Raw genomic sequence first — 25,688 nt, 5'->3', positions numbered from 1 at the left:
TTATACTCTTGGGTCACGATTAATAAGCATTAAATGGAAATATCGTCATTTATTAAATAAATAATGGGTGGTATTTTCGAAAAGTTTGATTAGAATCCAAACAACATGCAGAAAAAATGGGAGAAACATTGCAGTTTGCGATGTTTTTAACACACAAACTAGCCTGAGGAACATGCTCAATGCAAATCGGAATTCCTATGGAGACAGTTGCTGGAGAAAGTCGAGTCGCAGCGACCCCAGAAACTGTAAAGAAGTTGGTTGGCGCTGGTCATAGCGTTGTCATTCAAAAAGGGGCAGGGCGCAAAGCGGCCTATCTTGATGATGCTTATACGCAGGTCGGCGCAACAATCGCTGAAGATGCTTATCAAGGCAGTCAGATTATTTTGAAGGTTCGTGCACCTCAAGGGGATGAAATTCAGAAAATTTCAGCAAACACAACGGTCATTGCGATGTTCGATCCGTATCGCAATACTGAGCTTGAACAGTTTGCAACCCAACAGATTTCAGCATTTGCATTGGAGTTATTGCCTCGAACATTATCTCGTGCACAAAACATGGATGTTCTCTCTTCTCAGGCGAACTTGTCAGGCTATAAATCGGTACTGCTTGCTGCAAATGAATACCAGCGTATGTTCCCGATGTTGATGACTGCTGCAGGTACAGTGAAGCCTGCACGCGTGGTGGTGATGGGGGTTGGTGTTGCAGGTTTGCAAGCCATTGCAACCGCCAAACGTTTGGGTGCTGTGGTTGAAGCTACGGATTTGCGCCCAACGGCTAAAGATCAGGTTGAGTCTTTGGGTGGCAAGTGGCTCGATGTGCCAATGTCCGAAGAAGAACAACAGCGCGCTGCTGATGCGGCGAAGAATGGTTATGGTTGGATGCCAGGCGAGCAGTACATCAAGGATCAGGCTGCAATTGTCGATAAAGCAGTGGCGAACGCAGACATCGTGATCACCACAGCGCTGTTGCCAGGACGTAATGCACCACGTTTGATCAAGGCGGAAACTGTTGCCAAAATGAAAGCAGGTTCTGTGATTTTGGACATGGCTGTAGAAACTGGCGGTAACGTTGAAGGCTCGAAAGTCGGTGAAACCGTGACCACTGAAAATGACGTGAAAATTCTGGGCGTTCCAAATATTCCAGCTACGGTGGCAACAGAGGCTTCGGCTCTATACGCCCGCAACGTTTTTAATTTCCTTGAAACACTTTTTGATAAAGACAAGAACTTCTTGATCAATCAGGAAGATGAAATTCAAAAAGCCTTATTGGTTACTCATGGCGGCACACTGCTGTTCAAGCGCGGTTAAGGGGAATTCTCATGGTTGAAACCATTACGATTTTTGTGTTGGCGATTTTTGTCGGTTACTACGTGGTTTGGGGTGTAACGCCTGCATTGCATACGCCGTTGATGGCGGTGACCAATGCCTTGTCATCGATCATTGTGGTTGGTGCGATGCTACAAACAGTGGGCATGCCTGCGCTTGGTATTGATGCGAATGTACAATTTCAAAGCATCAATGTGGTCAGTGTGTTGGGTGCGATTGCGGTGTTTCTTGCCAGTATTAATATTTTTGGTGGCTTTGCGGTCACTGCGCGCATGCTGGAAATGTTTAAACCAAAGCAAAAAAATAAAGAGGGCGGCTAAATGGAATTTATTCGAGCGAATGCGGATTGGTTCTACCTGATCGGTGCTGTCCTGTTTATTTTAACGCTACGTGGTTTATCTAGTCCGAAAACTGCAATTACAGGTAACCGCTACGGCATGATCGCCATGGCGATTGCAGTCTTGAGTACCTTCTTTATTGCCGACCATCCTGTGGTCTGGATGATTGGCGGTGCGATGGTGCTTGGTGCGGTGGTCGGGATTGCCCGTGCACGTACCGTTCCCATGACACAAATGCCAGAAACCGTGGCGTTAATGCACTCTTTGGTGGGTTTGTCTGCGGTGCTGATCGCAGTTGCGGCAATCTTGCACAACAACCAAGTCTCTGCATTGTTTGCTCAAAATGAAGCGGCATTAACTGCAGCAGGCGTACAGCATGCACACATGAGCAAAGTTCACTTGTTTGAATTGTTTGTGGGCTGTTTTGTCGGTGCGATTACCTTTACGGCATCCGTGTTTGCTTACGGCAAACTGGCTGCGAAAAAATGGGCAAAGACCATTGCAGGTGCATGGGTAAAACCTGTACAGGCGACCTTATTTGCTGCCATGTTGGTGTGTGGTTTCTACTTCTTTAGTACAGGAAATATGCCTGCATTCTGGGCAATGACTGCACTTGCGCTGGCATTCGGTTGGGTTTGGATTGCACCTGTCGGTGGTGGTGATATGCCAGTGGTGGTCTCGCTTCTTAACTCATTCTCAGGTTGGGCAGCGGCAGGGATTGGTTTTACCCTTGAAAACAACATGCTGATCGTGGCAGGTTCACTGGTCGGTTCTTCAGGTGCGATTCTGTCTTACATCATGTGTAAAGCCATGAACCGTAACATTCTCAATGTCTTGTTTGGCGGGGCAATGGGTGGTGCAGCAGTTGCAAGTGCAAAAGCAACAGGTGAACAGGCACAGCGTAACTACCGTTCAGGTTCGGCAGATGATGCAGGCTTCCTGATGTCAAATGCTGACAGCGTGGTGATTGTACCGGGTTATGGGATGGCGCAAGGGCGTGCACAAAACGCAGTCAAAGAACTGGCGAACTTGTTGAAAGAAGAAGGGGTTAAAGTCCGCTTCGCGATTCACCCTGTGGCAGGTCGTATGCCAGGTCACATGAACGTATTGTTGGCAGAAGCAGATGTTGCGTATGAAGACATCTTGGAAATGGACGAGATTAACTCGGATTTCCCTGCAACAGATGTAGTGTTGGTTATTGGTGCAAATGACGTTGTGAACCCAGCAGCAAAAGATGACCCAGGTTCACCAATCTACGGCATGCCAATTCTGGAAGCGCATAAAGCACGTACCATTATGGTGATCAAGCGCTCTATGGCAACAGGTTATGCAGGTCTGGACAATGACTTGTTCTATAACGAAAAAACCATGATGGTGTTTGGTGATGCCAAAAAAGTGGTGGAAGATATGGCCAAAGCCATTAATGGTACAGGTCACTAATTGAATCTGACCTTATAAAAACCACCTTCGGGTGGTTTTTTTATGCTGTAGAGTCTGAAATATATGAACTGGTTAGGCTTCTTTTATTAGTCTATAGGTTTTTCCTGTCAGAGAAATATAAAGAGGATATAAGCATGGCGAAAAGCGTTTATTGATACGATGAGTCATGATTCAAACCATAAAATTTAGTGGCTATTGATATTATTTAAAATCTGGTTTTGACATGTAAATTCTAGGTTTGATTCCACACATTGATTTGCATTTGTTTTAACATCAACATCTATATAGCATTTCCTTGCAAATTCATAACGGAATGAAGAGTCAATGGAACTTAGACAACTGCAATCATTCGTTACGATTGTTGAACAGGGTAGTATCGGCAAAGCTGCGCAAAAACTCGATGTCGGTACTTCAGCTTTAAGTCAGCAAATTTCAAAATTAGAGTCTGAATTATCGACACGTTTGTTACAGCGTTCGGCATTGGGTGTCACCCCGACGCCTGCAGGACTGGCATTTTTAAAACAGGCACAATTGGTTTTGCGCCATGCTAATCAAGCTGTCGAAGCTGCACAGTCTTCTCGTCTGGTTGGTTATGTCAGTGTTGGTTTTCCACCAAGTACAGCATCAATTCTTGCGGTTCCTTTTATTAAGATAATGGCTGAACGCTATCCCGATATCAAAGTACATCTGGTTGAAAGTTTATCGGGGAATCTGGTGCAATTAATTAACTCCCGACAGCTCGATATCGCCATTATTTTCAGTCAGGATATTGATAAAAACTGGTTTTTACAGCCTTTGGTTTCAGAATCGATGTTTTTGATTGCCAATGATGAATTTTTTAAAATTTATCATTTGGAAGATTATTTAAAATTAGGCAGCATTCCCTTAAAAGCTTTAGCGAAACTACCGTTGGCTTTGCCGAGCACCAATCATGGTTTAAGAAAATTGGTTGAACAGCAACAGATCGAGTTGAATGTAACCTATGAAATTGATGGTTTAAGTCTGCTGATGAATACAGTTTCCAATTTATGCGTGGGAACCATTCAACCAGGCAGTGCTTTTATCAATCATCGCCATCAGCATTTAAATTTTTTAAAAGTGGTCGACCCGTCGATAGACCGAACCAATTATTTAATTAGCTTTCCTGAAGATGAATTATCGCCTGCAAGTTTGGCAGCCAAATCAGTGATTCGTTCATGTATTCATGATTTGATTGAGCAAGGTGTTTGGCCAAGTGCGAAGGAAGTTTAATTGCTTGGTGTATATGATGTTCTATTGATGTTTCACATATGCTTGCGATGATTTTGTGGTGCAAGGTGTTTAAATGTTTTGAAGTAAGCATGAGAAAATTGAGAGCTGCTTAAATGAGTCGTTTGACCAATAATGCCACTTATGCATAAAACCTTAGAGATTCTAAGCTCAATTTGATGCAATAAAAAACGTATTTTATTTTTAAATATAAAAAATTTGGTGTTTAAAGAAATTAAACACCCCATCGCTTTTGCCTCCTTACGGCATGGTACATTTTCGCTTAAATTTGTCCCAAATATAGAGGGATGAATCGCATGTATGATGTGCTTGTAATTGGTGGTGGCAATGCCGCTTTATGTGCAGCAATAACTGCACGTGAAGAAGGTGTGTCAGTATTATTGCTTGAAGCAGCGCCTAAGGAATGGCGCGGCGGTAATTCACAACATACCCGTAATTTACGCTGTATGCATAATGCGCCGCAAGATGTGTTGATTGACGCTTACCCAGAAGAAGAATATTGGCAAGATTTGCTCAAAGTCACAGGTGGAAAAACCAATGAAGAATTGGCGCGCCTCGTCATTCGCAGCACGGAAACTTGCCGCGAATGGATGAAAAAACACGGAGTTAATTTCCAGCCGCCACTCTCTGGTGCACTGCATGTAGCACGTACCAATGCCTTTTTTATGGGAGGCGGTAAGGCTTTGGTCAATGCATATTTTCGAAGTGCGGAAAATCTCGGTGTTGAAGTTCGGTACAACACCAAAATTAAAGAATTAGAGTTGGACGGTAGTCGGTTTATTGCAGCAATCGCTGAGGATGGAACACGATATGAAGCAAAATCTTGTGTACTTGCCGCTGGTGGTTTTGAATCAAATTTAGAATGGCTGCGTGAAGCGTGGGGACAAAATGAAGCGGGCGAATGGCCTGCCGATAATTTTATTATTCGTGGAACACGTTTTAATCAGGGTACTTTACTCAAATTTATGATTGAGCAAGGTGCAGATGTGATTGGTGATCCATCTCAATCACACTGCGTTGCTGTAGATGCCCGTGCACCACTTTATGATGGCGGGATTTGTACACGTATTGACTGTGTATCCCTCGGTATTGTGGTCAATCAAAATGCAGTGCGCTTCTACGATGAAGGTGAGGATTTTTGGCCTAAACGTTATGCCATTTGGGGCCGCTTAGTCGCGAAACAACCGCATCAAATTGGCTTCTCCATTATCGACTCAAAATCAGTTGGGCGCTTTATGCCGCCTGTATTTGAAGGTCGTAAAGCCAATACCATCCGTGAACTTGCAGCGCTGATCAATCTTGATCCAGACGCGCTGGAAAAAACCGTCAACGATTTTAATCAAGCTTGTGTCGTGGGTGAGTTTAATCACACCATTTTAGACGACTGTCATACTGAAAATTTAAGCCCAGCCAAAACGCATTGGGCAGTGCCTTTGGATTCTCCACCCTATTACGCCTATGCCTTGAAACCAGGGATTACGTTTACCTACTTGGGGATGAAAGTCGAAAAAGACGCAGCTGTGCGTTTTAACCAAGTCCCGAGTCCGAATTTATACGTTGCAGGGGAAATGATGGCTGGAAATGTACTTGGACAAGGCTATACCGCAGGTGTAGGCATGTCGATCGGTACGACATTTGGACGTATTGCAGGAAAAAATGCAGCACTTTCTGCTTTGAAAAAACCTGCTTTCAATAAGGAGGTTATTTAATGAATGCTCAATCAAAATCTTTAATTCCTGTTGTACAGCTCACAAGCAATGAAGAGCAGGTTAAACAGGCTTTGCAAATTTGTAATGCTTGCCGTTATTGCGAATCATTTTGTGCTGTATTTCCAGCAATAACAAAACGTTTAGAGTTTAATCAGGCTGATATTCATTACATGGCAAATCTTTGTCATAACTGTGGGGCATGTCTACATGCTTGCCAATACGCTCCGCCGCATGAGTTCGGGGTAAATATTCCTCAGGCAATGGCGCAAGTTCGTTTAGAAACATATCAAAAATTTACGACACCTCATGTCTTTGGTAAATTGTACCAAAAAGCAGGAATCACGATTGTAAGCCTTTTGGTTGTTGCTTTTATCGCCTTTATGTTGCTTGCTTCTACATTGCAGGGCAACGATTTATTTGGTCATTATCAAGGTAATTTTTACGCGATATTTCCACATAATTTCTTGGCGGTAATTTTCGGTTCAGTATTTGTGGTGGCATTTATTTTACTGTACTTTGGCATACGAAAATTTTGGAATCAAACCTCAGAAGTGGTTGCAGGGGGTGTTGAACAACCTGATATTTTACAAGCCACTAAAAATATCTTAACGCTAAAATATCTAGATGGTGGGCATGGTAAAGGCTGTAACGAAGAAGATGATCGTTACACACTTGCTCGTCGTCGATTTCACCATTTCACCATGTATGGTTTCCTGCTGTGTTTTGCAGCCACACTTGTCGCAACGGCCTATCATTTTTTGTTGAATATTCACGCGCCTTATCCATTTTTGAGTGTGCCAGTCATTTTAGGGACTTTGGGTGGGCTTGGTTTAATTATTGGCCCTGCGGGATTGTTATTTCTGAATTTAAAACGTGATCCGAAGCATGGTGATCCAAAACAGAAACCAATGGATCGTGGATTTATTTTTCTTTTACTGCTGATCAGTATCACGGGTTTAGCACTACTTGGATTACGCGATAGTTCGTGGATGGCACTTTTATTGGTTGTGCATTTGGCAACCGTCATGACCCTGTTTTTAACCATTCCTTTTGGCAAGTTCGCACATGGTTTTTATCGTAGTGCAGCCTTGCTTAAATTTGCTGTTGAAGAGCGTAAAAGTAAGAAAGCCAAATAACTCACATCGGTTCACTGAAATTCATTCATAAAAACTCAGTGAACCATCAAATTATTTTACAGATAAATAAAAAACAGGTGAATTGCGAGCAAAAAGAATGTGCAGGGCAAGCTAAAATTGAACTGTATAAAAAAGTCAGCATCAGGTCTTTCAACGCTTTCAATAAATCTTACTCCTCAATACAGCAGTGGTTAGCTTAACAGGTTGTTTTGACAAACCCTCTGATTCAAAAAAGATCCATCCAACTGTGATGATTGGAGATTTGGGAGACGTGCCTGTTAATTTACCAAATCATATTGTTCGTTTGGTTGAATATGACGGAGATCCAAGCTGGGGTGAAAAACGAGTAGGGATATCTCTGAAAGAACTTATCAATCCAAAATTAATAGTTTTTATTTTAACAATAGTAGCCCCTCCTCTATAAAAGCTGAACTTGTGATGAGATGCAAAGCTGTGACTTCTTCTTTGCGCAAGATAGAGATAATAAATTGTTAATTTTTACTAAATGAATGATTTAATTAATCGTATTTATATTTTATAAAAATAAAGATTATGGCTGAGCATGTAGACTTAAATGGTTACTTTTTGCTTTCATTTTTAGATGTTTGTAAGATGTGTAATAAGATCTTTTGATTTTTTATTGAGAATAATTATTAATAAGTTTAATATTTGCAAATATTTTTTACGCTAATACTTTGTAGATTTTATGAAAAAAATCCCTTTGTTTATGCCAACTAGTTTGGCTTTGGCACTTATGGTTGTGATGCAGCCTGTTTTTGCAGATGAAAATGTTCTCCCAACCATCACGTTGAATGTAACGAAAGCCCTAAAAAAAGACAGTTACGTTGCAACCACTACACAAAGTTTGAAGTCTGAGCAGCCACTGTTTAAAACAGCAAAATCGGTGTCTGTGGTGACGCGTGAACAGATTGAAGAAAAGCAGGCTATGAATCTGACCGATGCAATTCAGGGTGTGGCAGGGGTAATCTCGGCTCCATTGGGTCGCCGTGGTTCGGATGATTTTATTATCCGTGGACAATTGTCCTCCGATGCGATTTATGTTGATGGCCTGCGTCATGCACAAGCCTCTGATGTGGCCAGCAATATCACAGGTTTAGAGCGTGTTGAAGTGGTTAAAGGGCCAGATTCGATGGACTTCGGGCAAACTGCACCAGGAGGAATTGTAAATCTGGTGACCAAGCGACCTGTCAAAGATAATTTTGATCAGGTAGATCTGCGCTATGGTAGCAATAATCTGCGTCAAGTTGGTTTTGATACCAATCATACCGTAGAGGGTTCGGACAAGGCAGCATGGCGTTTAAATGCCACGTATTCCGATCAGGATGATCCAACCGATCATGTTTATTTTAAAAATTTCTATATTTCGCCTTCTTACAATTTTGATTTAGGCCCACAAACCAATTTGTCAGTGATCACTAGCTATAGCCATAAAGAATATGTGCGCCAGCAAGGTTTGCCTGTCTATGGCAGCATTTTGCCAAACAGTAATGGTGAGGTCAGCCGCCATCTATTTATTGGTGAACCGAGTATGGATCCCTATATTTCTGATACGTATCGTGTTGGTTATAACTTTAAGCATGTTTTTGATAATGACTGGACATTTAAACAGAACTTTGCCGTCCAAAAATCACGTTTAGATGGTCAGGTGGTCTTTATCAGTAAATCGACTGCAACGAGTAGCAGCATTACCCGTCAAGGGCGTGATCAGCAATATGATGATCTGAATGTGAGTATTGATAACAATATTGCCAAGACTTTCGATATCGCCAACATGCAGCATCATATTATGCTTGGGCTAGATGCCATGCATGACACACGTGATCTCTGGAACTATAACTGTAGCATTACGTCTTTAAATATTTATACACCAAGTTATACCAGTAAAGATTGGTGTGCGACCAAGACATTACGCAGTGACAGTGTTGAGACCACGCTAAAAACTATGGGACTGTATTTTAGAGACCAGATTGATGTGACGGATCAATTTAATGTGAATCTGGGCTTGCGTCATGACTGGGCATCGGTCGATGCAAAAAGTCATTATGATGGCTCAAATGATAGTAAAAACAGTCAGGCATTTTCTGGCAGCATCGCAGGGCTTTATACCTTGAATGACTGGGTTTCTCCATATGTGAGTTATTCGACTTCTTTCTTGCCTGTGACCGATGTAGATGCAAATGGTAATGTCTTTGATCCTGAAAAAGCCAAACAGTATGAAGTCGGCTTTAAATTTCAGGCACTTGATCGGCGCTTGCAAGCCAGTTTGGCATGGTTTGATTTGACTCGCTTTAATGTGGTCTCAAGTGATGCCAATGGCGATAATTACCAGACAGGTGAGGAAAATACTCAAGGGATTGAAACTGAGTTGACTGCACGAGTGTTACCGAACTGGGTGATCAGTGCGAACTATACTTATTTGCCAACAGCCCGTATTGTGGACAGTGAGACGACCAGTTATATTGGTGGGCGCTTAAACAATGTGTCAAAGCAAATGTTTAACCTGTCTACCCGTTATGAATTTAACCAAGGGGCGTTGCAGGGTTGGTTTATTGGTGGTGGTTTGCGTAGCGAGTCGAAGAAAACCAGCTATAAATATAATTACACCATTCCTGGTTATGCATTGTTCGATGCTGAGCTGGGATATAAGGCGCGCAACTGGCAAGCCAGTGTTAATGCAAAAAATATCTTTAACACTGAATACTATGCAGGTGGTGTAAGCAACTATGTCGTGGCTGTAGGAGATGAGCGTCAGGTTAATTTAAATCTGCGCTTTAAATTCTAGAGTGCATAAAAAAGCGACTCAAGTGAGTCGCTTTTTATTTATTTTTATGCTACTGACGCATCGGGCACGCGCCATAAGCTTTCTAAATCATAGAATTTACGTGCTGTTGGAAGCATGACATGTACCACAACATAGCCGAGATCAATTAAGATCCATTCAGCATCGCGTTCGCCTTCGATTCCGATTGGGCGGAAGCCTGCTTTGCGGGCTTCTTCTGCGACATTGTCTGCAAGGGCTTTTACATGGCGAGTTGATGTACCGCTAGCAATCACAATCGCATCTGCGACATTGCTGATGCTGCTGACATCAAGTTCAATAATATCTTTGGCTTTAACATCTTGAAGGGCATTTCGGATGACCTTCAGGCAAGCGCTCACAGTTTGAGTTTGTGTATCTACCACAGAGTGGTTGTGAGAATTAGAAGCGCCGGGCGATGGTTCTAAATTCATAAGAGGTATATTTGTCCTGACAATTACTCACTGTGAACTATAGCCTTTTTACGAGAAAAATTCAAATTTTGTCGCGAAATGCTCAGGATATATTTGCAAAAAATTGTGTTTTCCATGCAAAGCTTTGTTCAGAATGATTGCTCGGTTTATATTCAGCAGCAATGTAACCCTGATACGAGCTGTGTTTCAGCCAGTAAAAGATTTTGTCATAGGCAATTGAGCCTGTATTTGGTTCATGACGGTTTGGGCAGTCTGCAAACTGAATATGTCCGATTTGGGCAATATTTTCCTGTAAGCCTTCAAGCACATCTTCGCCCATCATTGCCATGTGATAACAGTCATACTGCATTTTCAGTGCAGGGTTATTCACTGCATCCAGCATATCCTGAGCCTGAGCAATGTTCTGAATCAGAAAGCGCGGCATATCTGTGCCATTGACCATTTCAAACACAGGTTGCACATGGTAGTCTGTCAAAACGTGACAAGCCAGTTTGAGATTTTTCGATAAAACTTCAAGACAGGGTAACAGGTCGGCATCGTAAGGTTGTTTGCCTGAGAGAATATTGACGCTTGGCACATTAAGTAAGGTGGCATAGCGTGCAGCTTGCTGTATCCCATGAAAAAATTCACGTTCACGACCTGGAATTCCCGCCAGTCCAAGTCCGCCCTGCATGAGGTCTCCAGCAGGAGCATTGATCAGGCATAAAGACAGTTGGTGTTGTTCGAGTTGTGTGCGAATTTGCTCGACACTAAGTTCATAAGGGAATTGAATTTCCACATGATCAAAGCCGTGTTTTCGAGCCAGTGCAAAACGCTCAATCAGAGGGACTTCAGTAAAAATCATGGACAAATTAACAGCCAGTTTACTCATGTTTTAGCCCTCCGTGGTGGCAGGATGTCGCACCTGCTCAATGATGGTTGATAAATCCTGCTCGGCATAACCATGTTGTTGATGGTCTTTGAGTTGCTCTAAGGCACGTTGTGCAACAGGAATATCTAATTGGTATTGGTTTGCTAAAGATACGGCATTTTGCAGATCTTTGCTTAAAGTCTGTACTTTCCATTGTACAGGTTGATACTGCGCTGTTGCCATACGTGGCGCTAAAATTTGAAAGGGTTTGGAGTCGGCAAACCCATTGGTAAGTGCAGGGGCGAGTAAGCGGGCATCGACCCCAGCTTGGGCTGCCAGTGCGACAGCTTCAGCAATCAAGGTACTATTGGCAGCAACAATAAGCTGGTTACAGATTTTGGTGGCTTGTCCAGTTCCTGTGCCGCCCATGCGTGTCACTCGCTGCGAAAGTGGCGCATAAACTGGCTGTAATTGTTGAATTAATTCTGCATCACCACCCGCAAAAATGACCAAACTACCTTGTTCTGCACCCAACGTACCGCCAGAAACTGGGGAATCAATCCAGCTGATTTGTTGCTGTGCGGCAAGTTGTGCCAGTTCAATGGTTTTGTTGACCGATAGGCTGGAGAAATCCACAATAATTTGACCTGCTTGCAAATAGGGCTGCATTTGCTCAAATACATGCTCGACCGCAGTATCATCGGCAAGGCAAAGTAAAATGACAGGGTATTCGGCAATTTGCTTGAGTCTGAGCAAACTTGCACCTTGTTCAAGTAGTTCTGTACAGGCAGCAGGACTACGATTCCAAACTGCGACCTGAAAATTGGCAGAGAGTAATCGGCTTGCCATGCGGCTACCCATCAGTCCCATACCTAGAAATGCAATTTTTTGTGGACATCCAGTCATTGTTTGTTCTCTATATTTAGTCTTGATATTGGCGTTTGAGATACTTGATCTCAGGTGTTTTATCTTTCAGTCTAGCCAGTCGACTATTTTTACCAAGAATGAGCTTGAGTTGCCAAATTTTTTCGAGGCGCAATGCTGTTTTTACAGGTTGATGCAGCATGCTGTTGAGTACAGCTTTGGCTGCCATGACTGCATCTGGAGAGCGCAGGGCAATTTCTTGTGCCAATGCTTCTGCATATTGTAAAGGAGATGTATCCAGATGGCTGACTAACCCAATTTGTTGGGCATAACTGGCATCAAAAGTGCGTGCGGTAAAGGTCAGCTCTTTGGCGAGGTCAATGCCAACCAAGCCTTTTAGAGATTGGCTCAGCCCCATATCAGGCACTAGCCCCCAACGGCTTTCCATAATTGAAAATTGAGTATCAGGATGGCTAATCCGAATATCCGCAGCCAGTGCTAACTGCATGCCAGCGCCAAAACAGTAACCCTCAAGCGCAGCAATCACAGGCACAGGCAACTGTTGCCACACCAAAAAGGCTTTTTGAAACAGGCTTTGTTGGGGTTTTATCAGCTCCCACAAGGCAAAAGCGCGTTGTTGGGGGGAGTTTAAATCGCTCAGGTCAATGCCTGCACTAAATACCTGTGCTTCACCTGTCAAAATCACTGCCCGTATGTTGCGATCTCGACGCAGGCGTTGCCCTGTTTTATAAAGCTCTTTGAGTAAGGCAAAACTCATCGCATTGCGTTTTTCAGGGCGGTTCAAATACACCGTGACAATATTATTGTTGTTTTCTATACGTAGTAGAGACATGTTTGGCTTCATCCTGAGGTCAATTTACGTTGAGTGTAGCAGAGCTGCACACTCGGTAAATTGACAGCCGAGTCATTTATGTATGCAGAATGCTTAGTGCTGCATGTTCAGTCTGACTAATGATCAGGGTAAGCTCATCAAAGTGTTTAATGGTTTCCTGAATAAATGCCTCATCAGCAACGCGGCGCTCTTTACGTAAAATTGAAACAAACTGTTCAAATTCGCCTGAAACCTGCTGAAGTTTTGGGACCCCTACATAGCGAGTCGCACCATACAAACGATGTAATACATGCTCTAATTGTGGAAAGTCTTCCATTTCAATTAGTTGTTGCATTTCATTCAGCTCAGTTTTAAAACTGTCCACCAGCATTTGTAGTAAATCCAGCGCCAGATCTTCTTTGTTGGCTGCCAGTTGTACACTTTGCTGCCAGTCCAGAATCTCAGGATCAAGATGATCAAGCGTGGTATTGTGCGCAGGTTTATTGTTGCCTTCTGCAAAATGCTGACTGGTGTGTTGAGTTAAAATCTGAATCAGTTGCTCGATCTGAATCGGTTTTGACACGTAGTCGTCCATACCGACAGCGAGCAGTTTTTGCTTTTCATCGGCAAGAGCATGAGCAGTCAGGGCAATGATCGGGAAGCGTACATTTTCAAGCGTGGATTCCAGTGAGCGAATTGCCCGCGTGGTATCAATCCCAGACATGACAGGCATTTGAATATCCATGAAGATCAAGTCAAATGGTTTTTGTTTTTTATCCAGACGCTGCTGAATCAGATTGAGCGCATCTTGCCCGCTGAGTGCTTTGGTGGTGGTCACATTAAGTTCACCCAGTAACGCTTCAAGCACAATCAGGTTAGGCAAATGATCATCTACTGCCAAGACATGCAAGCCCTGACCATCGAAAGATTCTTTATCTTCTTCTTCAAAATTGATCTGGTTGTTTAAAAGTTGAAGCAATGCGCTACGACTGAGTGGCTGATACAGTGGTGTAGCGCGGAATTCACTCAGAATGTTCGGTTCTAACGACATCTGATAGCCATAAACCGCTAAATGCCCCTGATAACGGGTACGGATTTCTTTTAGTAATGCATGCGTATCACCACCATGATCGACCACCACCCACGTGTATTCATCCGCAGGCAAATGATGCAGGCGGCTAAACAAATCTAGCAGTGAAAAAGCTTCGGTATGATTAGTGTGATAATTTTCTAAGTAATGACGGAAAATATTGGCAGTGGCTGGGTGCGACAAAAACGACACCACATGCACATGGCTAAAGTCAAAATGAGGTGCTTCCTGTTCATCATCCACTTTAAATTTGGCCGTAAACCAGAAGGTCGAACCTTTTTCAGTAGGCGCGCGCTCTTGGTTATCTTCAAAGCCAATCTGACCGTGCATCAAATGCACCAGTTGTTTGGAAATGGCTAAGCCTAAGCCTGTACCACCAAATTGGCGGGTCACAGATGCATCGCCTTGCGAGAATGATTCAAACAGTTTTTTACGGTCATTGCCACTGACCCCAATACCGCTGTCTTGCACACTAAAATGAATGATGCATTCGCCGAAGTCGTCATGTTCCATCCGCGCACGCACAATAATTTCACCTTCAGGGGTGAACTTGATCGCGTTGGAAATCAGGTTGGTCAGAATTTGCTTAAAGCGCAGCACATCGCCAATGACTTCATCTGGCAAGTCGTTACCGAAATAAAAGGCAATGTTGATATTTTTTTGCGATGCCAAAGGCGAGAGCATGTCCATGACATCAAACATGGCACTTTCAAGTTCAAAAGGTGCCGTTTCTAACTCAAGTTTTCCCGCATCAATTTTAGAAAAATCCAGAACATCGTTAATTAGCGCCAGTAGGTGCGCAGAAGATTTTCGGATGGTTTGCAGATACAGGTTTTGTTCATTGCTGAGGTTATTTTGACGTAACATCAAATGAATAAAACCATCAATACTGTTTAGCGGAGTACGCAATTCATGACTGATATTGGCTAAAAACACCGATTTGGACTGGTTGGCGGAAACGGCTTGGTCGCGTGCTTGGCGATAAGTAATGTTTTGTACTTCGAGCGTGTCGAGCGTGCGACGTAAGTCATCTTCAGTTTGCTCGGTGTGTTCACGCAACTCTAAAAAGCTGTAGTGCAGACGCTTGAGCATGTTGGCAAGGTCTTTTTGCAGTGAACGCAATTCACCACTACTGTTAATGGCAACAGGTTGATCGAGATTGTCCGCATTTAAACGTTGTAGTTGCATCCGTATTTCATACAGTGGCGCAATCCAGCGGCGCGAATAGAAATTTAGACACATCATTAACAATAATAATGTGATAAATACCGTAATTAACAGAACCGTAATCACGCGATAATGTGCGATTTCTAAGGGTTTATTGTCCAGTTCAATCACCAGCCATGCGGGCTGTGCGCCTGCTGGAGAAACTTTGGCAGCATAGATAGTGTTGTGATGGAAATGCACAGGGCCAATGAAACCGCTATTGGTGGTGATTTTCGGCCAGGTCAACTGAGGCTGATAGCCTATGCTGAGTAGCGTTTTACCATCTGCCTGTAACAGGGCTGCACGTTGCAAGTAAGGCTCATTGAGCATGCGCATTAAGATATTGCGCGCTTGTGGTTGTATTTGTGGTTTTTTTTCAACGGCATAGGTGAGTAGTTCGGCAGTTTTTTGGTAGCGTGACAAGATGGCAATCGCAACATGACGCTGTTGACTGCGTGCCGATGCCGATGTTTCTTGAATGACTAAAATACTGCCAACTGCAGCAATAATGGCAATTGGAATAAAAATAAGCGCAACCAATTGCCCGTAAGCATGATTAAGTTGCAGCCGTTGTAATAAAGATTTTTTCAGTTTTGCCATAACCAATGCAATTTATTCCCCAACCTCGGCATATTAACATGCTTTGCCTAAGCTGTTATGGCTTTCATGATTTTCAGAAAAAATGGCGAAATGAGTGCAGTAAGGAGTATTTTTTCATACAATATGCCCACCTCGATCTAGGTACATATTATGAGTAATTACAATCCAGACTTTTTCGCAGATGAATTCTTGTTAGATCATTACGTTGGCAAAACCCCATTGGTTCGTTTACAGCGTTTAGCCTGTCATACCAACGCCACGGTACTTGCGAAACTGGAAGGTAATAATCCCGCTGGTTCAGTGAAGGATCGCCCTGCTTACAATATGATTATGCAGGCAGAAAAACGTGGGCAAATCAAAGCAGGCGATACTTTGATTGAAGCGACCAGTGGCAACACAGGCATTGCGCTTGCTATGGTTGCTGCCATGCGTGGCTATAAAATGAAGCTCATCATGCCAAATAGTATGAGCCAAGAGCGTAAAGATGCGATGCTGGCTTATGGTGCTGAGCTGATTGAAGTGACCCAGCAACAGGGGATGGAAGGCGCGCGTGACCTGGCAATGCAGATGCAGGAACGTGGTGAAGGTCTAGTCTTGAACCAGTTTGGTAACCTTGACAACCCAGAAGCCCATTACCTTACGACTGGCCCTGAAATCTGGCAACAAACTGCTGGAAAAATCACGCATTTTGTCAGTGCAATGGGCACGACTGGCACCATTATGGGTGTGTCAAAATATTTAAAAGAGCAAAACCCTGATATTCAGATTGTCGGTTTACAACCTGAAGAAGGTTCAAGCATTGCAGGGATTCGCCGTTGGCCTAAAGAATACTTACCTACAATTTTCGATCCTTCACGCATTGACCGTATTATTGATATTCCACAAATTGAAGCTGAAAAAACCATGCGTAAACTTGCGCGGGTTGAAGGCATTAGTGCAGGAACATCATCGGGTGGTGCGGTGTGGGCATCATTAAAAATAGCAGCAGAACAACCTGATGCGGTCATTGTGTGCATTATCTGTGATCGCGGCGACCGTTACCTGTCTACAGGGTTGTTTTCTGTAGAAGATCAAGAATAGAGAGTTTGCATGCGCTTACCCGTTTTAGTATTCGATATTGAAACCATTACCGATTTAAATGCGGGAGCGCATTTGTATCAGTTGCATGATTTGTCGCAAGATGATCTGCAACAGGCTTTAAACAAATTGCGCCGCCAAGAACATGGCAGTGATTTTCAGCGGATTCCATTGCATGAAATCGTGTGTATTTCAGGGTTATGGTTCGATGAAAAAGGTTTAAAGCTGTTTTCGTTTAATCGAGAGCATGATTCTGAAGCCAGTATGTTGCAGAAATTCCTGTCGATTTTTGAAAAACGTCACCCTGTTTTGGTGAGTTGGAATGGTTCACAGTTTGATTTACCTGTGATTCTGTTTCGTACCATGTATCATGGCTTGTCGGCGCCTGCGTTGTTTGATCAAGGTGAAATCGACAGTCAAAAGCGCTTTAATAATTACCAAAACCGTTATCATCATCAACATGTCGATTTGATGGATGTGATGGCGATGTTTAATGGTCGTAACTTCCAGAAACTCGACGATATTGCGCAGTTGCTGGGTTTTCCTGGTAAACGTCAAGGTGCGGGTTATTTGGTGCCTGAACAAGTTCGCCAGCAGGCATGGGCAGAGTTGACCCAGTATTGTGAAGGTGATGTGTTAAACACATGGCTGATTTATTTGCGCTGGATGCTGCTCAAAGGGCAGTTATTGGCAGAAGATCATCGCCAGTTAGTGAACGCGACGATTCAGTATTTGGCAACTCAGCCCCAACAGCAGGAATTCTTGGCACAATGGCAGAAAACTGCCCAGCGTACGCCATTTACTTCTGATTTTTTCCCAGTTCAAGATTAGGTTTTTGTTTTTGAAACAGCACACCCAAACTCGCAGCGCTTCTTCGGAAGTCTACACTTTTCAAGTGGAATCTTTATCGCACGAGGGACGAGGGATTGCCCATTATGATGTGCAGTTAGGACATCCAGCACACAAGCATGGCAAGAAAGTATTTATTCAGTTTGCTTTACCTCATGAACAGGTCAAGGCAAAAATTACCCATCAAGCCAAGCGCTTAGAAGAAGCCGATACGCTTGAATTGGTATCTGAGCCTTCTGAACAGCGTATCACACCTATTTGCCCGCATTTTCAGCATTGTGGCGGCTGTAACTTACAGCACATGCATCCTGATGAGCAGATTCGTTTTAAACAACAGGTGCTGGCATCGCATTTACAGCATTTTGCGGGGATTGAACCTGAATCTTGGCTTGAACCCATTCGCTCACAGCGCAGTGACTACCGCCGCCGTGCGCGTATAGGCGTGCGTTATATTCCAAAAACGCAGCAATTGGTGATGGGTTTTCGTGAGCGCCAAAGCAATCGTTTAATTGATATACAACATTGTCCCGTACTTGATCAAAAACTCGACCAGTCTTTGCCTGAACTGAAAAAATTACTCGAAAGTCTAAAAGGCAAAGCCGATATTGGTCATATAGAATTGGCAATGGGAGATGATGAAATTGCATTATTATTACGTCATACCAAAGCTTTAATTCAACCAGATGTTCAAAAACTTCTAGATTTTGTCCAGCAGAAAAATTGGCAACTGTATTTGCAGCCCGAAGGTATTGACAGTATTCATCGGGTCGATGCGGCACAGCCAATGCGTTTGCATTATCGTTTAGACGCTTTTGATGTCGATTTTGCGTTTGCGCCGTCAGATTTTACGCAAGTAAATGCGACAGTGAACGCGCAAATGGTAGAATTGGCATGTGAATTGCTTGAGTTGCAGCAAGGTGAGCGTGTGCTGGATTTATTCTGTGGCTTGGGGAATTTCTCTCTACCACTGGCACGTTGTGTAGGTCAAACTGGTCAGGTGGTCGCTGTGGAAGGCAGTGAGGACATGGTTCAGCGTGGTACAGAAAACGCATTGCATAATGGGTTGATGCAGTTACGTTTTTATTCACATGATTTAACAAAAGACTTTTCACAGCAAGCTTGGGCGAAACAAGGATTTGATGCATTATTAATTGATCCTCCTCGTTCAGGGGCAGAGCAAGTGATGCATTATATTTCCAATTTTAATGCAAAACGAATTGTTTATGTCTCTTGCAATCCTGCCACGCTTGCCCGTGATGCTGGTATCCTTATACAACAGGGATATCAACTGAAAAAAGCAGGCGTCATGGATATGTTTACTCACACAGGTCATGTCGAGTCGATTACCTTGTTTGAGAAAGTAGATTTGATGAACGACGATAATGAATGACACAATAAAAGGAGATAGGTATGGTCACAGTACGTGAGCAGTTACCTGAACGACTCACTCAGTTGTCAGAAGAAACGACTGTCGAACATGCCCAACAAGCGCAAAATGATTTAGCGGACTGGCTAGAGCGCGTACGTCACCATTTGGATGGGGCGAAACTGACCCAATTGGAGCAGGTTGCAAGGCTAACTTTACAAAAAGAACTAGAAACTACGGTAAGTCACCGTAGTAATACCTTTGCCACAGGGATCGGGATGGCAAATATTTTGGCGCATTTGCATGTCGATGAAAATACGCTGATTGCTGCTGTACTCTATCGAAGTGTGCGTGAAGGTGTGACCACGCTTGATGAAGTACTACAGCGCTATGGTGAAGGTGTACTCAGCTTGGTCAAGGGTGCATTGTCCATGGGGAAACTTTCTGAGCTGATCGAAAAAAACAAACGCTTAGAAGACCACTTTAATAATAACCAGCGCGAACATTTGACAGGCATTTATAAAATGCTAATTTCGGTTACCGAAGATGTTCGTGTGGTGCTGATTAAACTTGCCGAACGAACCTACGAGCTGCGTGAGCTGGGTAAATCACCCAAAGAACGTCAGGAACGGGTAGCGCGTGAGATTTTAACCATTTACGCACCACTGGCACACCGTCTCGGGATTGCCCAGTTAAAATGGGAACTCGAAGATTTAGCCTTTCGCTTTTTAGCGCCAGATCGCTATAAAGAAATCGCTACATTGCTCAATGAAAAGCGTTTAGAGCGTGAACAGTATATTCAGTTTGTGATTAATAAACTGAAAACTGAGTTGGCAAGCCATGATATTGAAGCGGAAATTACAGGTCGAGTTAAACATATTTACTCGATTTACCGCAAAATGAAAAGTAAAAACCTCAGCTTTGATCAGCTTTATGATATTCGTGCATTGCGAGTGCTGGTCAAGGATGTGCCTGAATGTTATCACGTTCTGGGAATTGTTCATCAAATCTGGCGGCATATTCCGCATCAGTTTGATGACTATATTACCAATCCTAAAGCCAATGGTTATCGTTCTTTGCACACCGCCGTGATTGCAGAAAATAAATCACTGGAAGTGCAAATCCGTACTTTGGAAATGCATAACGAAGCTGAGCTTGGGGTTTGTTCGCACTTCAACTATAAAGAAGGTGCGAAAAATACCGATTTCTCGTTTAATCACCGTTTGCATTCATTGCGTGCTGTACTCGAGCATTATCAGGAACGCAATGAAACCAGTGCGCATCCTAAAGATGAAGATGATTTTGATAAGTTACAAGATTTTGAAGACTTTGAGAAAATCTATGTCTTTAGCCGTGATGGCGACATTAAAGAGTTGCCGCGTGGTTCGACTGTACTCGACTTTGCTTACCATGTGCATACACAGGTAGGTAACCACTGCTATGCAGCGCGAGTCAATCAGCGTTATGTTCCGTTGACTTATACCCTTAAAACAGGGGAACAGGTTGAAATTCTGACCAAAAAAGACCGTGACCCAAATCGCGATTGGTTGGTCAGTTCTTTAGGATATATTAAGACTGCACGTGCGCGTGACAAGTTGCGCCACTGGTTTAGACAGCAAGACCGCAGCAAAAACTTGGAAGTAGGGCGTGAGCTGCTCACCAAAGAATTGCAGCGTTTGGCAATTCATCCAAAAAGTATTGATTTAAATGAATATTGTGGTCATTTTAATGTCAAAACGGGTGATGATATTCTGATCGGTTTGGTCAGTGGTGACATTAGCCTGCATGCGTTGATGAATCAGGTCAATCGCCACATGAAACTGGATCAGGATGAACCTGAACTGGTGTTAAAACCTGCTCTGAATCCACGCGCCAGCCACACCTTGTCAGCACATGGTATATTGATTGACGGTCTGGATAATGTCGAATTGCATATTGCCCAATGTTGTCAGCCTGTACATGGTGAGCCGATTGGCGGTTACATTACGCTGAATCGCGGTGTTAGCATTCACAAACTACAATGCTTAGACTACGTTCGTATGATTGCTCAGGAACCAGAACGTGCAGTCGATGCCGATTGGGAATTGCAACCAACTCGTGGTCAGAGCGTTCAGATTGTGATCGAAGCTTATGACCGCCGTGGTCTATTGCGTGATTTGACTCAGGTGATTTTTGCTGATCAGATTAACATTCGTCAGGTGAATACTATTTCTGAAGCGGATGGTATTGCCAATATGAAGTTGTTGATTGAAGTGAAAGGTCTGTCGCAGTTATCCCGCTTGTTGGCACGTTTAGAGCAACAGCCAGGTATTATTAGCGCACGTCGTTTGGTACAGGGTAACTAAGATCCAATTCATACAAAAAAGCCAACATGATTGTTGGCTTTTTTCTTGGCAAAATTTTTTATTTTGAGAGGGTAACATGCCAATTGAACAGCTATTGAAGATCATGCAGCAACTACGTGAGCAGTGTCCGTGGGATCGTGCGCAGACGCCGCAAAGCCTGACACGTTATGCGATTGAAGAAGCTTATGAAGTGGAAGATGCAATTCGTCAGGGTTCAATTGATGAGATTCGTAATGAGTTGGGCGATCTGTTGTTGCAAGTCGTGTTTCAGTCGCAAATGTATGCTGAGCAGCAGGCATTTAACTTTGATGATGTCGTACAGGCGATCATCGATAAACTGATTCGTCGCCATCCGCATGTATTTCAGGCAGAACAATATGCCAATTTAAGCCCTGAACAAGTCTCAGAGCTTTGGCAGAAAATTAAACAACAAGAAAAACAGGGACAAACCCAGTCATATTTGAGTGATATTAAGCATGGACCTGCCATTTCTCAGGCAGAGCAGATTCAAAAAAAGGCAGCAAAAATTGGTTTTGATTTTGCGACGACTCAAGATGCGCTAAGTAAAGTCCATGAAGAAATTAGCGAACTGGAACAAGCCATTCAGCAAAATAATCCTGATGAAATACAGGCAGAATTTGGTGATTGTTTATTTTCATTGATTAATGTTGGCCGTAAACTAGAACTCTCGGGAGAAATCGCTTTACTCTCAACGATTCATAAATTTAGAACACGATTTGCTTTTATAGAAGATCAGGCTCGGCAACAAGATCGTTCGGTACACGACATGAGTCTTAGTGAGATGGATCAGCTGTGGGAGCAAGCAAAACAACAAACATCATCATGAGTTAAAATATGAAAAAAACTTTAAGTTCATTAATTTTGAGTTTTGGTTTGGCGTGCTCAGCATGGGCAGATAACAATACACAAAGCTATGACCAGCGTTATATGCAATGGAAACAGCAGCAACAGGTACAATATCAGAGTCAGACTCCGCAGACTGCACGTGGGGCGCATCAGGTGAGTCTCAACCAAGCCTCGGCAGTGGAGTTACAGAATAAACTCACAGGTGTGGGTGCAAAGAAAGCGCAGGCAATTGTTGAATATCGTCAGAAAAATGGCAAATTCAAAAGCATTGATGAACTTAAAAATGTCAAGGGAATCGGGGATAAGCTATTTGAGAAAAACCGTGCATTTTTGCTGTTATAACTGCTGAAAAAAGCCACAGATTCAACGGCAAATTCATGTTTGCCTGAATGAAGAATCAAATTGCCCTTTATTGGTCTATGCTCTATGATTAGCAACGATTGAAAATTTTAACTCCAGACGTAGGAGAAAGCGTCTTTTGCATACCTTACGCGCGTCAAAATATGGTTTATCCATCAAACAATTACCTCCTTCTATATTAGAAGTTATTGATGCTCTCACCAAAGCAGGTTATCAGGCATATATCGTTGGTGGCGGTGTTCGGGACTTGATGCTCGGGCTACATCCGAAAGATTTTGATGCGGTAACGAACGCTACACCAGCGCAAGTCAAAGAAGTGTTTGGGCGTCGTTGCCGAATTATTGGACGACGTTTTGAGTTGGCACATGTCTATGTTGGGCGAGACCTCATAGAAGTTGCAACCTTTCGTGCACCACCGAAAAAAGCAGTCACCAGTGCACTTGGCATGATCCTACGTGATAACAATTGGGGAACCATCGAACAAGATTTTGTTCGTCGTGATTTCTCCATTAATGCGATGTACTATCAGCCACGTCAGGGTGTGATTTTAGATTTTTGCCATGCCATTGAAGATGTAAAAAGTAAAACTTTGCGCTTATTGGGTGAACCAAAGCTACGCTTTGAAGAAGATCCTGTACGAATGTTGCGTACATTACGCTTTGCGGCCAAACTCAATTTTAGCATTGCACCTGAAATCTTGGACGTGTTTACCCCTGAAATGACGCAGTTATTACGCGACATTTCTCCGCACCGTTTATATGATGAATCGCAAAAACTCTTTACCATGGGACATTTGCAACGTGTTTTACCATTACTGATCGAATTTGGTTTATGGAAACAGTTGTTTGCTGAAGTCAGCACAGATGTGACAGAGTTTATTGCCTTAGCCGCAAAAAATACCGATCAGCGTATACAGATTGGCAAAACCATTAACCCTGCATTTTTCTATGCCGTGTTGCTTTGGCGCAACTTTCAGGAACGTACTGAGTTTTATTTGGCAAAAGGTGTAGTTGCAGCTGAGGCCCGCGCACAAGCAGGTTTAGATGTACTTAAACGCCAGTCAACGCGTACCATTATTCCACGTTTTGCTGAAACTTTTATTCGTGAAGTCTGGGAAATGCAAACACGTTTGTTGAGTCCAAAACCACAACAAATTGAAAGTTTAGCAGGGCATGCGCGTTTCCGTGCAGGCTTTGACTTTTTATTGTTGCGTGAAAAATCAGGTGATGATACTACGCAAGGTATGGGGCAGTGGTGGGAAGCCTATCAGGATATGACCACAGACCAAAAAGAAGTGGCTATTTCCCAGTACAATCGCCAACGTGCCAAGACCCGCCGTAAACCGCGTACAGAAGATGTAGAGGTTGTAGAAGTTGATACTGCAATTACACCTTTGGTTGCAGAAGCAGCACCAACGCGCAGTCGCCGTTCACGTAACAAGTCCGCACAAGCGCCAGCCCATTCAGCTGCAAATACAGCCGCAGGTAATGCTAATGGTGTTGATGCGAACCATCCGATTTTAAAACGCAAACGGGTACAGCGTGATTTAAGCCAAGTGATTTTTGGGCCAACACAATGACAGTAACCAGTTATATCGGTTTGGGCAGCAACTTGGGTGATTCCCTGCATATTTTGCAAGAAGCCATCGCAAAACTGCGAACTTTAGGTGATGTTCGAGTCTCGCAGTTGTACAGTAGCCCACCAATGGGGCCACAAGACCAACCCGATTATTTGAATGCAGTTGCTGAGTTGAAAACCGATTTGGCACCACTTGCGTTATTGGATCAATTACAGCAATTTGAACAGGATGCTGGTCGAGTGCGTTTACGTCGCTGGGGTGAGCGTACTTTAGATTTAGATCTACTGTTATATGGTCAAGAGAAAATTCAACATGAACGCCTCACTGTACCGCATGTGGGGCTGTTATTGCGCGATTTTGTGGTGATCCCACTATTAGACTTAGATGTAGAGTTAACTGTTGATTCGCAGTCACTGAAACAGCTCGATATTGTTCAGACATCCATCTTAACCCCGATGCTGAACCGCAATTGGGCTGATGTGTCACAGCAGAATCAACCTCAGGATGAACAAGAGGACGCTGAATGATTAGTCTCCATGATTTAAGACAATTGAAAGCACAAGGTAAAAAGTTTTCTTGCTTGACTTGCTATGACGCCAGTATGGCAAAAGCAATGCAAGTTGCAGGAATTGATAGCATTTTGATTGGAGATTCCTTAGGAATGACCATTCAGGGGCACGATTCGACTTTACCTGTGACAGTTGCAGATATGGCATATCATACAGCAGCAGTGCGCCGTGCTAACCAGCACGCTTTTCTCATGACAGATTTGCCTTTTATGAGTTATGCCACACTGAATGACGCACTGCAAAACTCCAGAATGGTGATGCAGGCTGGCGCACAGATGGTCAAAATTGAAGGTGGTGCGTGGCTTGCAGATACGGTCAAAAACTTAACCCGTAACGGTATTCCAGTGTGTATGCATCTGGGACTCACCCCGCAGTCAGTGCATGTCTTTGGTGGTTATAAACTACAAGCGAAAACTCGTGATGCAGCCGATCAATTGATTGAAGATTGTCGCGCTTTGGTTGAAGCGGGCGCTGCCATGTTGCTCTTAGAATGTGTGCCTGCACAGTTAGGCAAAGAAGTCACTGAACTGTTCCCTCATATTCCTGTGATTGGGATTGGTGCTGGAAAAGACACAGATGGGCAAGTGCTTGTTGTACAAGACATGTTAGGATTAACTTTTGGGAAAGTTGCCAAATTTGTGCGTAACTTTATGGCAGAGCAGTCAGGTGAACATGCTATTGTCAATGCTCTGAAAGCCTATCATCAAGCGGTGCTAGAGCAAAGCTTCCCAAATATTGAACATACTTTCCAAGTTGAGTTGTAAT

22 protein-coding genes are annotated in these 25,688 nt (G+C 43.4%); 17 read left to right on the top strand and 5 right to left on the bottom strand.

Annotation, left to right across the window (positions count from 1 at the left end; genetic code table 11):
• Nucleotides 1–179: 179 nt before the first annotated feature.
• The 8 genes from ACX1N5_RS10440 (at nucleotide 180) to ACX1N5_RS10405 (ending at nucleotide 10,020) form a co-directional block, all read left to right on the top strand.
• Nucleotides 180–1,307, top strand: a complete 1,128-nt coding sequence (locus ACX1N5_RS10440) for a Re/Si-specific NAD(P)(+) transhydrogenase subunit alpha (protein ID WP_116727498.1) — start codon at nucleotides 180–182, stop codon at nucleotides 1,305–1,307.
• An 11-nt stretch (nucleotides 1,308–1,318) separates the two neighbouring features.
• The gene (locus tag ACX1N5_RS10435) at nucleotides 1,319–1,645 is read left to right on the top strand and encodes a proton-translocating transhydrogenase family protein (protein ID WP_004753732.1); all 327 of its coding nucleotides are present in this window, start codon (nucleotides 1,319–1,321) and stop codon (nucleotides 1,643–1,645) included.
• Nucleotides 1,646–3,103 carry an NAD(P)(+) transhydrogenase (Re/Si-specific) subunit beta gene (locus ACX1N5_RS10430; RefSeq protein ID WP_458801850.1) on the top strand — a complete coding sequence of 486 codons (1,458 nt, stop codon included), beginning with the start codon at nucleotides 1,646–1,648 and terminating at the stop codon, nucleotides 3,101–3,103.
• Nucleotides 3,104–3,427: 324 nt separating this feature from the next.
• The gene (locus ACX1N5_RS10425; protein ID WP_458801852.1) at nucleotides 3,428–4,354 is read left to right on the top strand and encodes a LysR family transcriptional regulator; all 927 of its coding nucleotides are present in this window, start codon (nucleotides 3,428–3,430) and stop codon (nucleotides 4,352–4,354) included.
• Between the two features lie 314 nt (nucleotides 4,355–4,668).
• On the top strand, nucleotides 4,669–6,081 hold the full coding sequence (gene tcuA, locus ACX1N5_RS10420; protein ID WP_458801853.1) for an FAD-dependent tricarballylate dehydrogenase TcuA: 1,413 nt from the start codon (nucleotides 4,669–4,671) through the stop codon (nucleotides 6,079–6,081).
• Nucleotides 6,081–7,217: a tricarballylate utilization 4Fe-4S protein TcuB gene (gene tcuB, locus ACX1N5_RS10415; protein WP_458801855.1), complete on the top strand. Its 1,137-nt coding sequence runs from the start codon at nucleotides 6,081–6,083 to the stop codon at nucleotides 7,215–7,217. The genes tcuA and tcuB overlap by 1 nt, the downstream gene beginning before the upstream one ends.
• Nucleotides 7,218–7,488: 271 nt before the next feature.
• Nucleotides 7,489–7,641 (top strand): hypothetical protein, encoded by a 153-nt coding sequence (locus ACX1N5_RS10410; RefSeq protein WP_458803637.1) that lies wholly within the window; start codon nucleotides 7,489–7,491, stop codon nucleotides 7,639–7,641.
• Between the two features lie 282 nt (nucleotides 7,642–7,923).
• Nucleotides 7,924–10,020, top strand: a complete 2,097-nt coding sequence (locus ACX1N5_RS10405) for a TonB-dependent siderophore receptor (protein WP_458801859.1) — start codon at nucleotides 7,924–7,926, stop codon at nucleotides 10,018–10,020.
• 44 nt (nucleotides 10,021–10,064) lie between these two features.
• On the opposite strand, the gene rsfS is transcribed toward ACX1N5_RS10405, so the two are convergent.
• The 5 genes from rsfS to ACX1N5_RS10380 all read right to left on the bottom strand — a co-directional run bounded on the left by rsfS (nucleotide 10,065) and on the right by ACX1N5_RS10380 (nucleotide 15,911).
• A complete protein-coding gene (gene rsfS, locus ACX1N5_RS10400) occupies nucleotides 10,065–10,469 on the bottom strand; it encodes a ribosome silencing factor (RefSeq protein WP_116727504.1) in 405 nt (134 codons plus the stop codon).
• An 82-nt stretch (nucleotides 10,470–10,551) separates the two neighbouring features.
• Nucleotides 10,552–11,340 carry a hydroxypyruvate isomerase family protein gene (locus ACX1N5_RS10395; RefSeq protein WP_458801861.1) on the bottom strand — a complete coding sequence of 263 codons (789 nt, stop codon included), beginning with the start codon at nucleotides 11,338–11,340 and terminating at the stop codon, nucleotides 10,552–10,554.
• Nucleotides 11,341–11,343: 3 nt separating this feature from the next.
• A complete protein-coding gene (locus ACX1N5_RS10390; protein WP_458801863.1) occupies nucleotides 11,344–12,225 on the bottom strand; it encodes an NAD(P)-dependent oxidoreductase in 882 nt (293 codons plus the stop codon).
• A 16-nt stretch (nucleotides 12,226–12,241) separates the two neighbouring features.
• Complete coding sequence (locus tag ACX1N5_RS10385) at nucleotides 12,242–13,036, bottom strand: crotonase/enoyl-CoA hydratase family protein (protein ID WP_458801865.1); 795 nt, start codon at nucleotides 13,034–13,036, stop codon at nucleotides 12,242–12,244.
• A gap of 76 nt (nucleotides 13,037–13,112) precedes the next feature.
• The gene (locus ACX1N5_RS10380; RefSeq protein WP_458801867.1) at nucleotides 13,113–15,911 is read right to left on the bottom strand and encodes a GacS-like sensor histidine kinase; all 2,799 of its coding nucleotides are present in this window, start codon (nucleotides 15,909–15,911) and stop codon (nucleotides 13,113–13,115) included.
• A gap of 150 nt (nucleotides 15,912–16,061) precedes the next feature.
• Here ACX1N5_RS10380 and cysM point away from each other — a divergent pair, with 150 nt between their 5' ends.
• The 9 genes from cysM to panB all read left to right on the top strand — a co-directional run bounded on the left by cysM (nucleotide 16,062) and on the right by panB (nucleotide 25,687).
• On the top strand, nucleotides 16,062–16,991 hold the full coding sequence (gene cysM / locus ACX1N5_RS10375; protein WP_131379102.1) for a cysteine synthase CysM: 930 nt from the start codon (nucleotides 16,062–16,064) through the stop codon (nucleotides 16,989–16,991).
• Between the two features lie 9 nt (nucleotides 16,992–17,000).
• A complete protein-coding gene (locus ACX1N5_RS10370) occupies nucleotides 17,001–17,819 on the top strand; it encodes a 3'-5' exonuclease (RefSeq protein WP_004753704.1) in 819 nt (272 codons plus the stop codon).
• 10 nt (nucleotides 17,820–17,829) lie between these two features.
• Nucleotides 17,830–19,227 carry a 23S rRNA (uracil(1939)-C(5))-methyltransferase RlmD gene (gene rlmD, locus ACX1N5_RS10365; protein ID WP_458801869.1) on the top strand — a complete coding sequence of 466 codons (1,398 nt, stop codon included), beginning with the start codon at nucleotides 17,830–17,832 and terminating at the stop codon, nucleotides 19,225–19,227.
• A gap of 20 nt (nucleotides 19,228–19,247) precedes the next feature.
• Entirely contained in the window at nucleotides 19,248–21,548 is a 2,301-nt protein-coding gene (locus tag ACX1N5_RS10360; RefSeq protein ID WP_458801871.1) for a RelA/SpoT family protein, read from the top strand.
• A gap of 82 nt (nucleotides 21,549–21,630) precedes the next feature.
• A complete protein-coding gene (gene mazG / locus ACX1N5_RS10355) occupies nucleotides 21,631–22,395 on the top strand; it encodes a nucleoside triphosphate pyrophosphohydrolase (RefSeq protein ID WP_171458742.1) in 765 nt (254 codons plus the stop codon).
• 8 nt (nucleotides 22,396–22,403) lie between these two features.
• Entirely contained in the window at nucleotides 22,404–22,757 is a 354-nt protein-coding gene (locus tag ACX1N5_RS10350) for a ComEA family DNA-binding protein (protein WP_458801873.1), read from the top strand.
• Nucleotides 22,758–22,893: 136 nt separating this feature from the next.
• Nucleotides 22,894–24,354 carry a polynucleotide adenylyltransferase PcnB gene (gene pcnB / locus ACX1N5_RS10345; protein ID WP_458801875.1) on the top strand — a complete coding sequence of 487 codons (1,461 nt, stop codon included), beginning with the start codon at nucleotides 22,894–22,896 and terminating at the stop codon, nucleotides 24,352–24,354.
• The gene (folK, locus tag ACX1N5_RS10340; RefSeq protein ID WP_131379095.1) at nucleotides 24,351–24,881 is read left to right on the top strand and encodes a 2-amino-4-hydroxy-6-hydroxymethyldihydropteridine diphosphokinase; all 531 of its coding nucleotides are present in this window, start codon (nucleotides 24,351–24,353) and stop codon (nucleotides 24,879–24,881) included. The genes pcnB and folK overlap by 4 nt, the downstream gene beginning before the upstream one ends.
• Complete coding sequence (gene panB, locus ACX1N5_RS10335; protein ID WP_116727516.1) at nucleotides 24,878–25,687, top strand: 3-methyl-2-oxobutanoate hydroxymethyltransferase; 810 nt, start codon at nucleotides 24,878–24,880, stop codon at nucleotides 25,685–25,687. The genes folK and panB overlap by 4 nt, the downstream gene beginning before the upstream one ends.
• Nucleotide 25,688: the final 1 nt, after the last annotated feature.

The sequence above is a fragment of the Acinetobacter sp. ANC 4636 genome, assembly GCF_054454555.1.
This window is presented reverse-complemented; position numbering and strand designations above follow the sequence as displayed.

Excerpts from the sequence above, each read along its gene's own strand:
- ACX1N5_RS10370 (WP_004753704.1), top strand. The coding sequence starts at position 17,001 with ATGCGCTTACCCGTTTTAGTATTCGATATTGAAACCATTACCGATTTA.
- tcuB (WP_458801855.1), top strand. The coding sequence starts at position 6,081 with ATGAATGCTCAATCAAAATCTTTAATTCCTGTTGTACAGCTCACAAGC.
- panB (WP_116727516.1), top strand. The coding sequence starts at position 24,878 with ATGATTAGTCTCCATGATTTAAGACAATTGAAAGCACAAGGTAAAAAG.
- ACX1N5_RS10360 (WP_458801871.1), top strand. The coding sequence starts at position 19,248 with ATGGTCACAGTACGTGAGCAGTTACCTGAACGACTCACTCAGTTGTCA.
- ACX1N5_RS10395 (WP_458801861.1), bottom strand. The coding sequence starts at position 11,340 with ATGAGTAAACTGGCTGTTAATTTGTCCATGATTTTTACTGAAGTCCCT.
- ACX1N5_RS10430 (WP_458801850.1), top strand. The coding sequence starts at position 1,646 with ATGGAATTTATTCGAGCGAATGCGGATTGGTTCTACCTGATCGGTGCT.
- ACX1N5_RS10350 (WP_458801873.1), top strand. The coding sequence starts at position 22,404 with ATGAAAAAAACTTTAAGTTCATTAATTTTGAGTTTTGGTTTGGCGTGC.
- ACX1N5_RS10390 (WP_458801863.1), bottom strand. The coding sequence starts at position 12,225 with ATGACTGGATGTCCACAAAAAATTGCATTTCTAGGTATGGGACTGATG.
- ACX1N5_RS10380 (WP_458801867.1), bottom strand. The coding sequence starts at position 15,911 with ATGGCAAAACTGAAAAAATCTTTATTACAACGGCTGCAACTTAATCAT.
- folK (WP_131379095.1), top strand. The coding sequence starts at position 24,351 with ATGACAGTAACCAGTTATATCGGTTTGGGCAGCAACTTGGGTGATTCC.
- ACX1N5_RS10405 (WP_458801859.1), top strand. The coding sequence starts at position 7,924 with ATGAAAAAAATCCCTTTGTTTATGCCAACTAGTTTGGCTTTGGCACTT.
- cysM (WP_131379102.1), top strand. The coding sequence starts at position 16,062 with ATGAGTAATTACAATCCAGACTTTTTCGCAGATGAATTCTTGTTAGAT.
- ACX1N5_RS10425 (WP_458801852.1), top strand. The coding sequence starts at position 3,428 with ATGGAACTTAGACAACTGCAATCATTCGTTACGATTGTTGAACAGGGT.
- ACX1N5_RS10385 (WP_458801865.1), bottom strand. The coding sequence starts at position 13,036 with ATGTCTCTACTACGTATAGAAAACAACAATAATATTGTCACGGTGTAT.
- rsfS (WP_116727504.1), bottom strand. The coding sequence starts at position 10,469 with ATGAATTTAGAACCATCGCCCGGCGCTTCTAATTCTCACAACCACTCT.
- tcuA (WP_458801853.1), top strand. The coding sequence starts at position 4,669 with ATGTATGATGTGCTTGTAATTGGTGGTGGCAATGCCGCTTTATGTGCA.
- ACX1N5_RS10435 (WP_004753732.1), top strand. The coding sequence starts at position 1,319 with ATGGTTGAAACCATTACGATTTTTGTGTTGGCGATTTTTGTCGGTTAC.
- ACX1N5_RS10440 (WP_116727498.1), top strand. The coding sequence starts at position 180 with ATGCAAATCGGAATTCCTATGGAGACAGTTGCTGGAGAAAGTCGAGTC.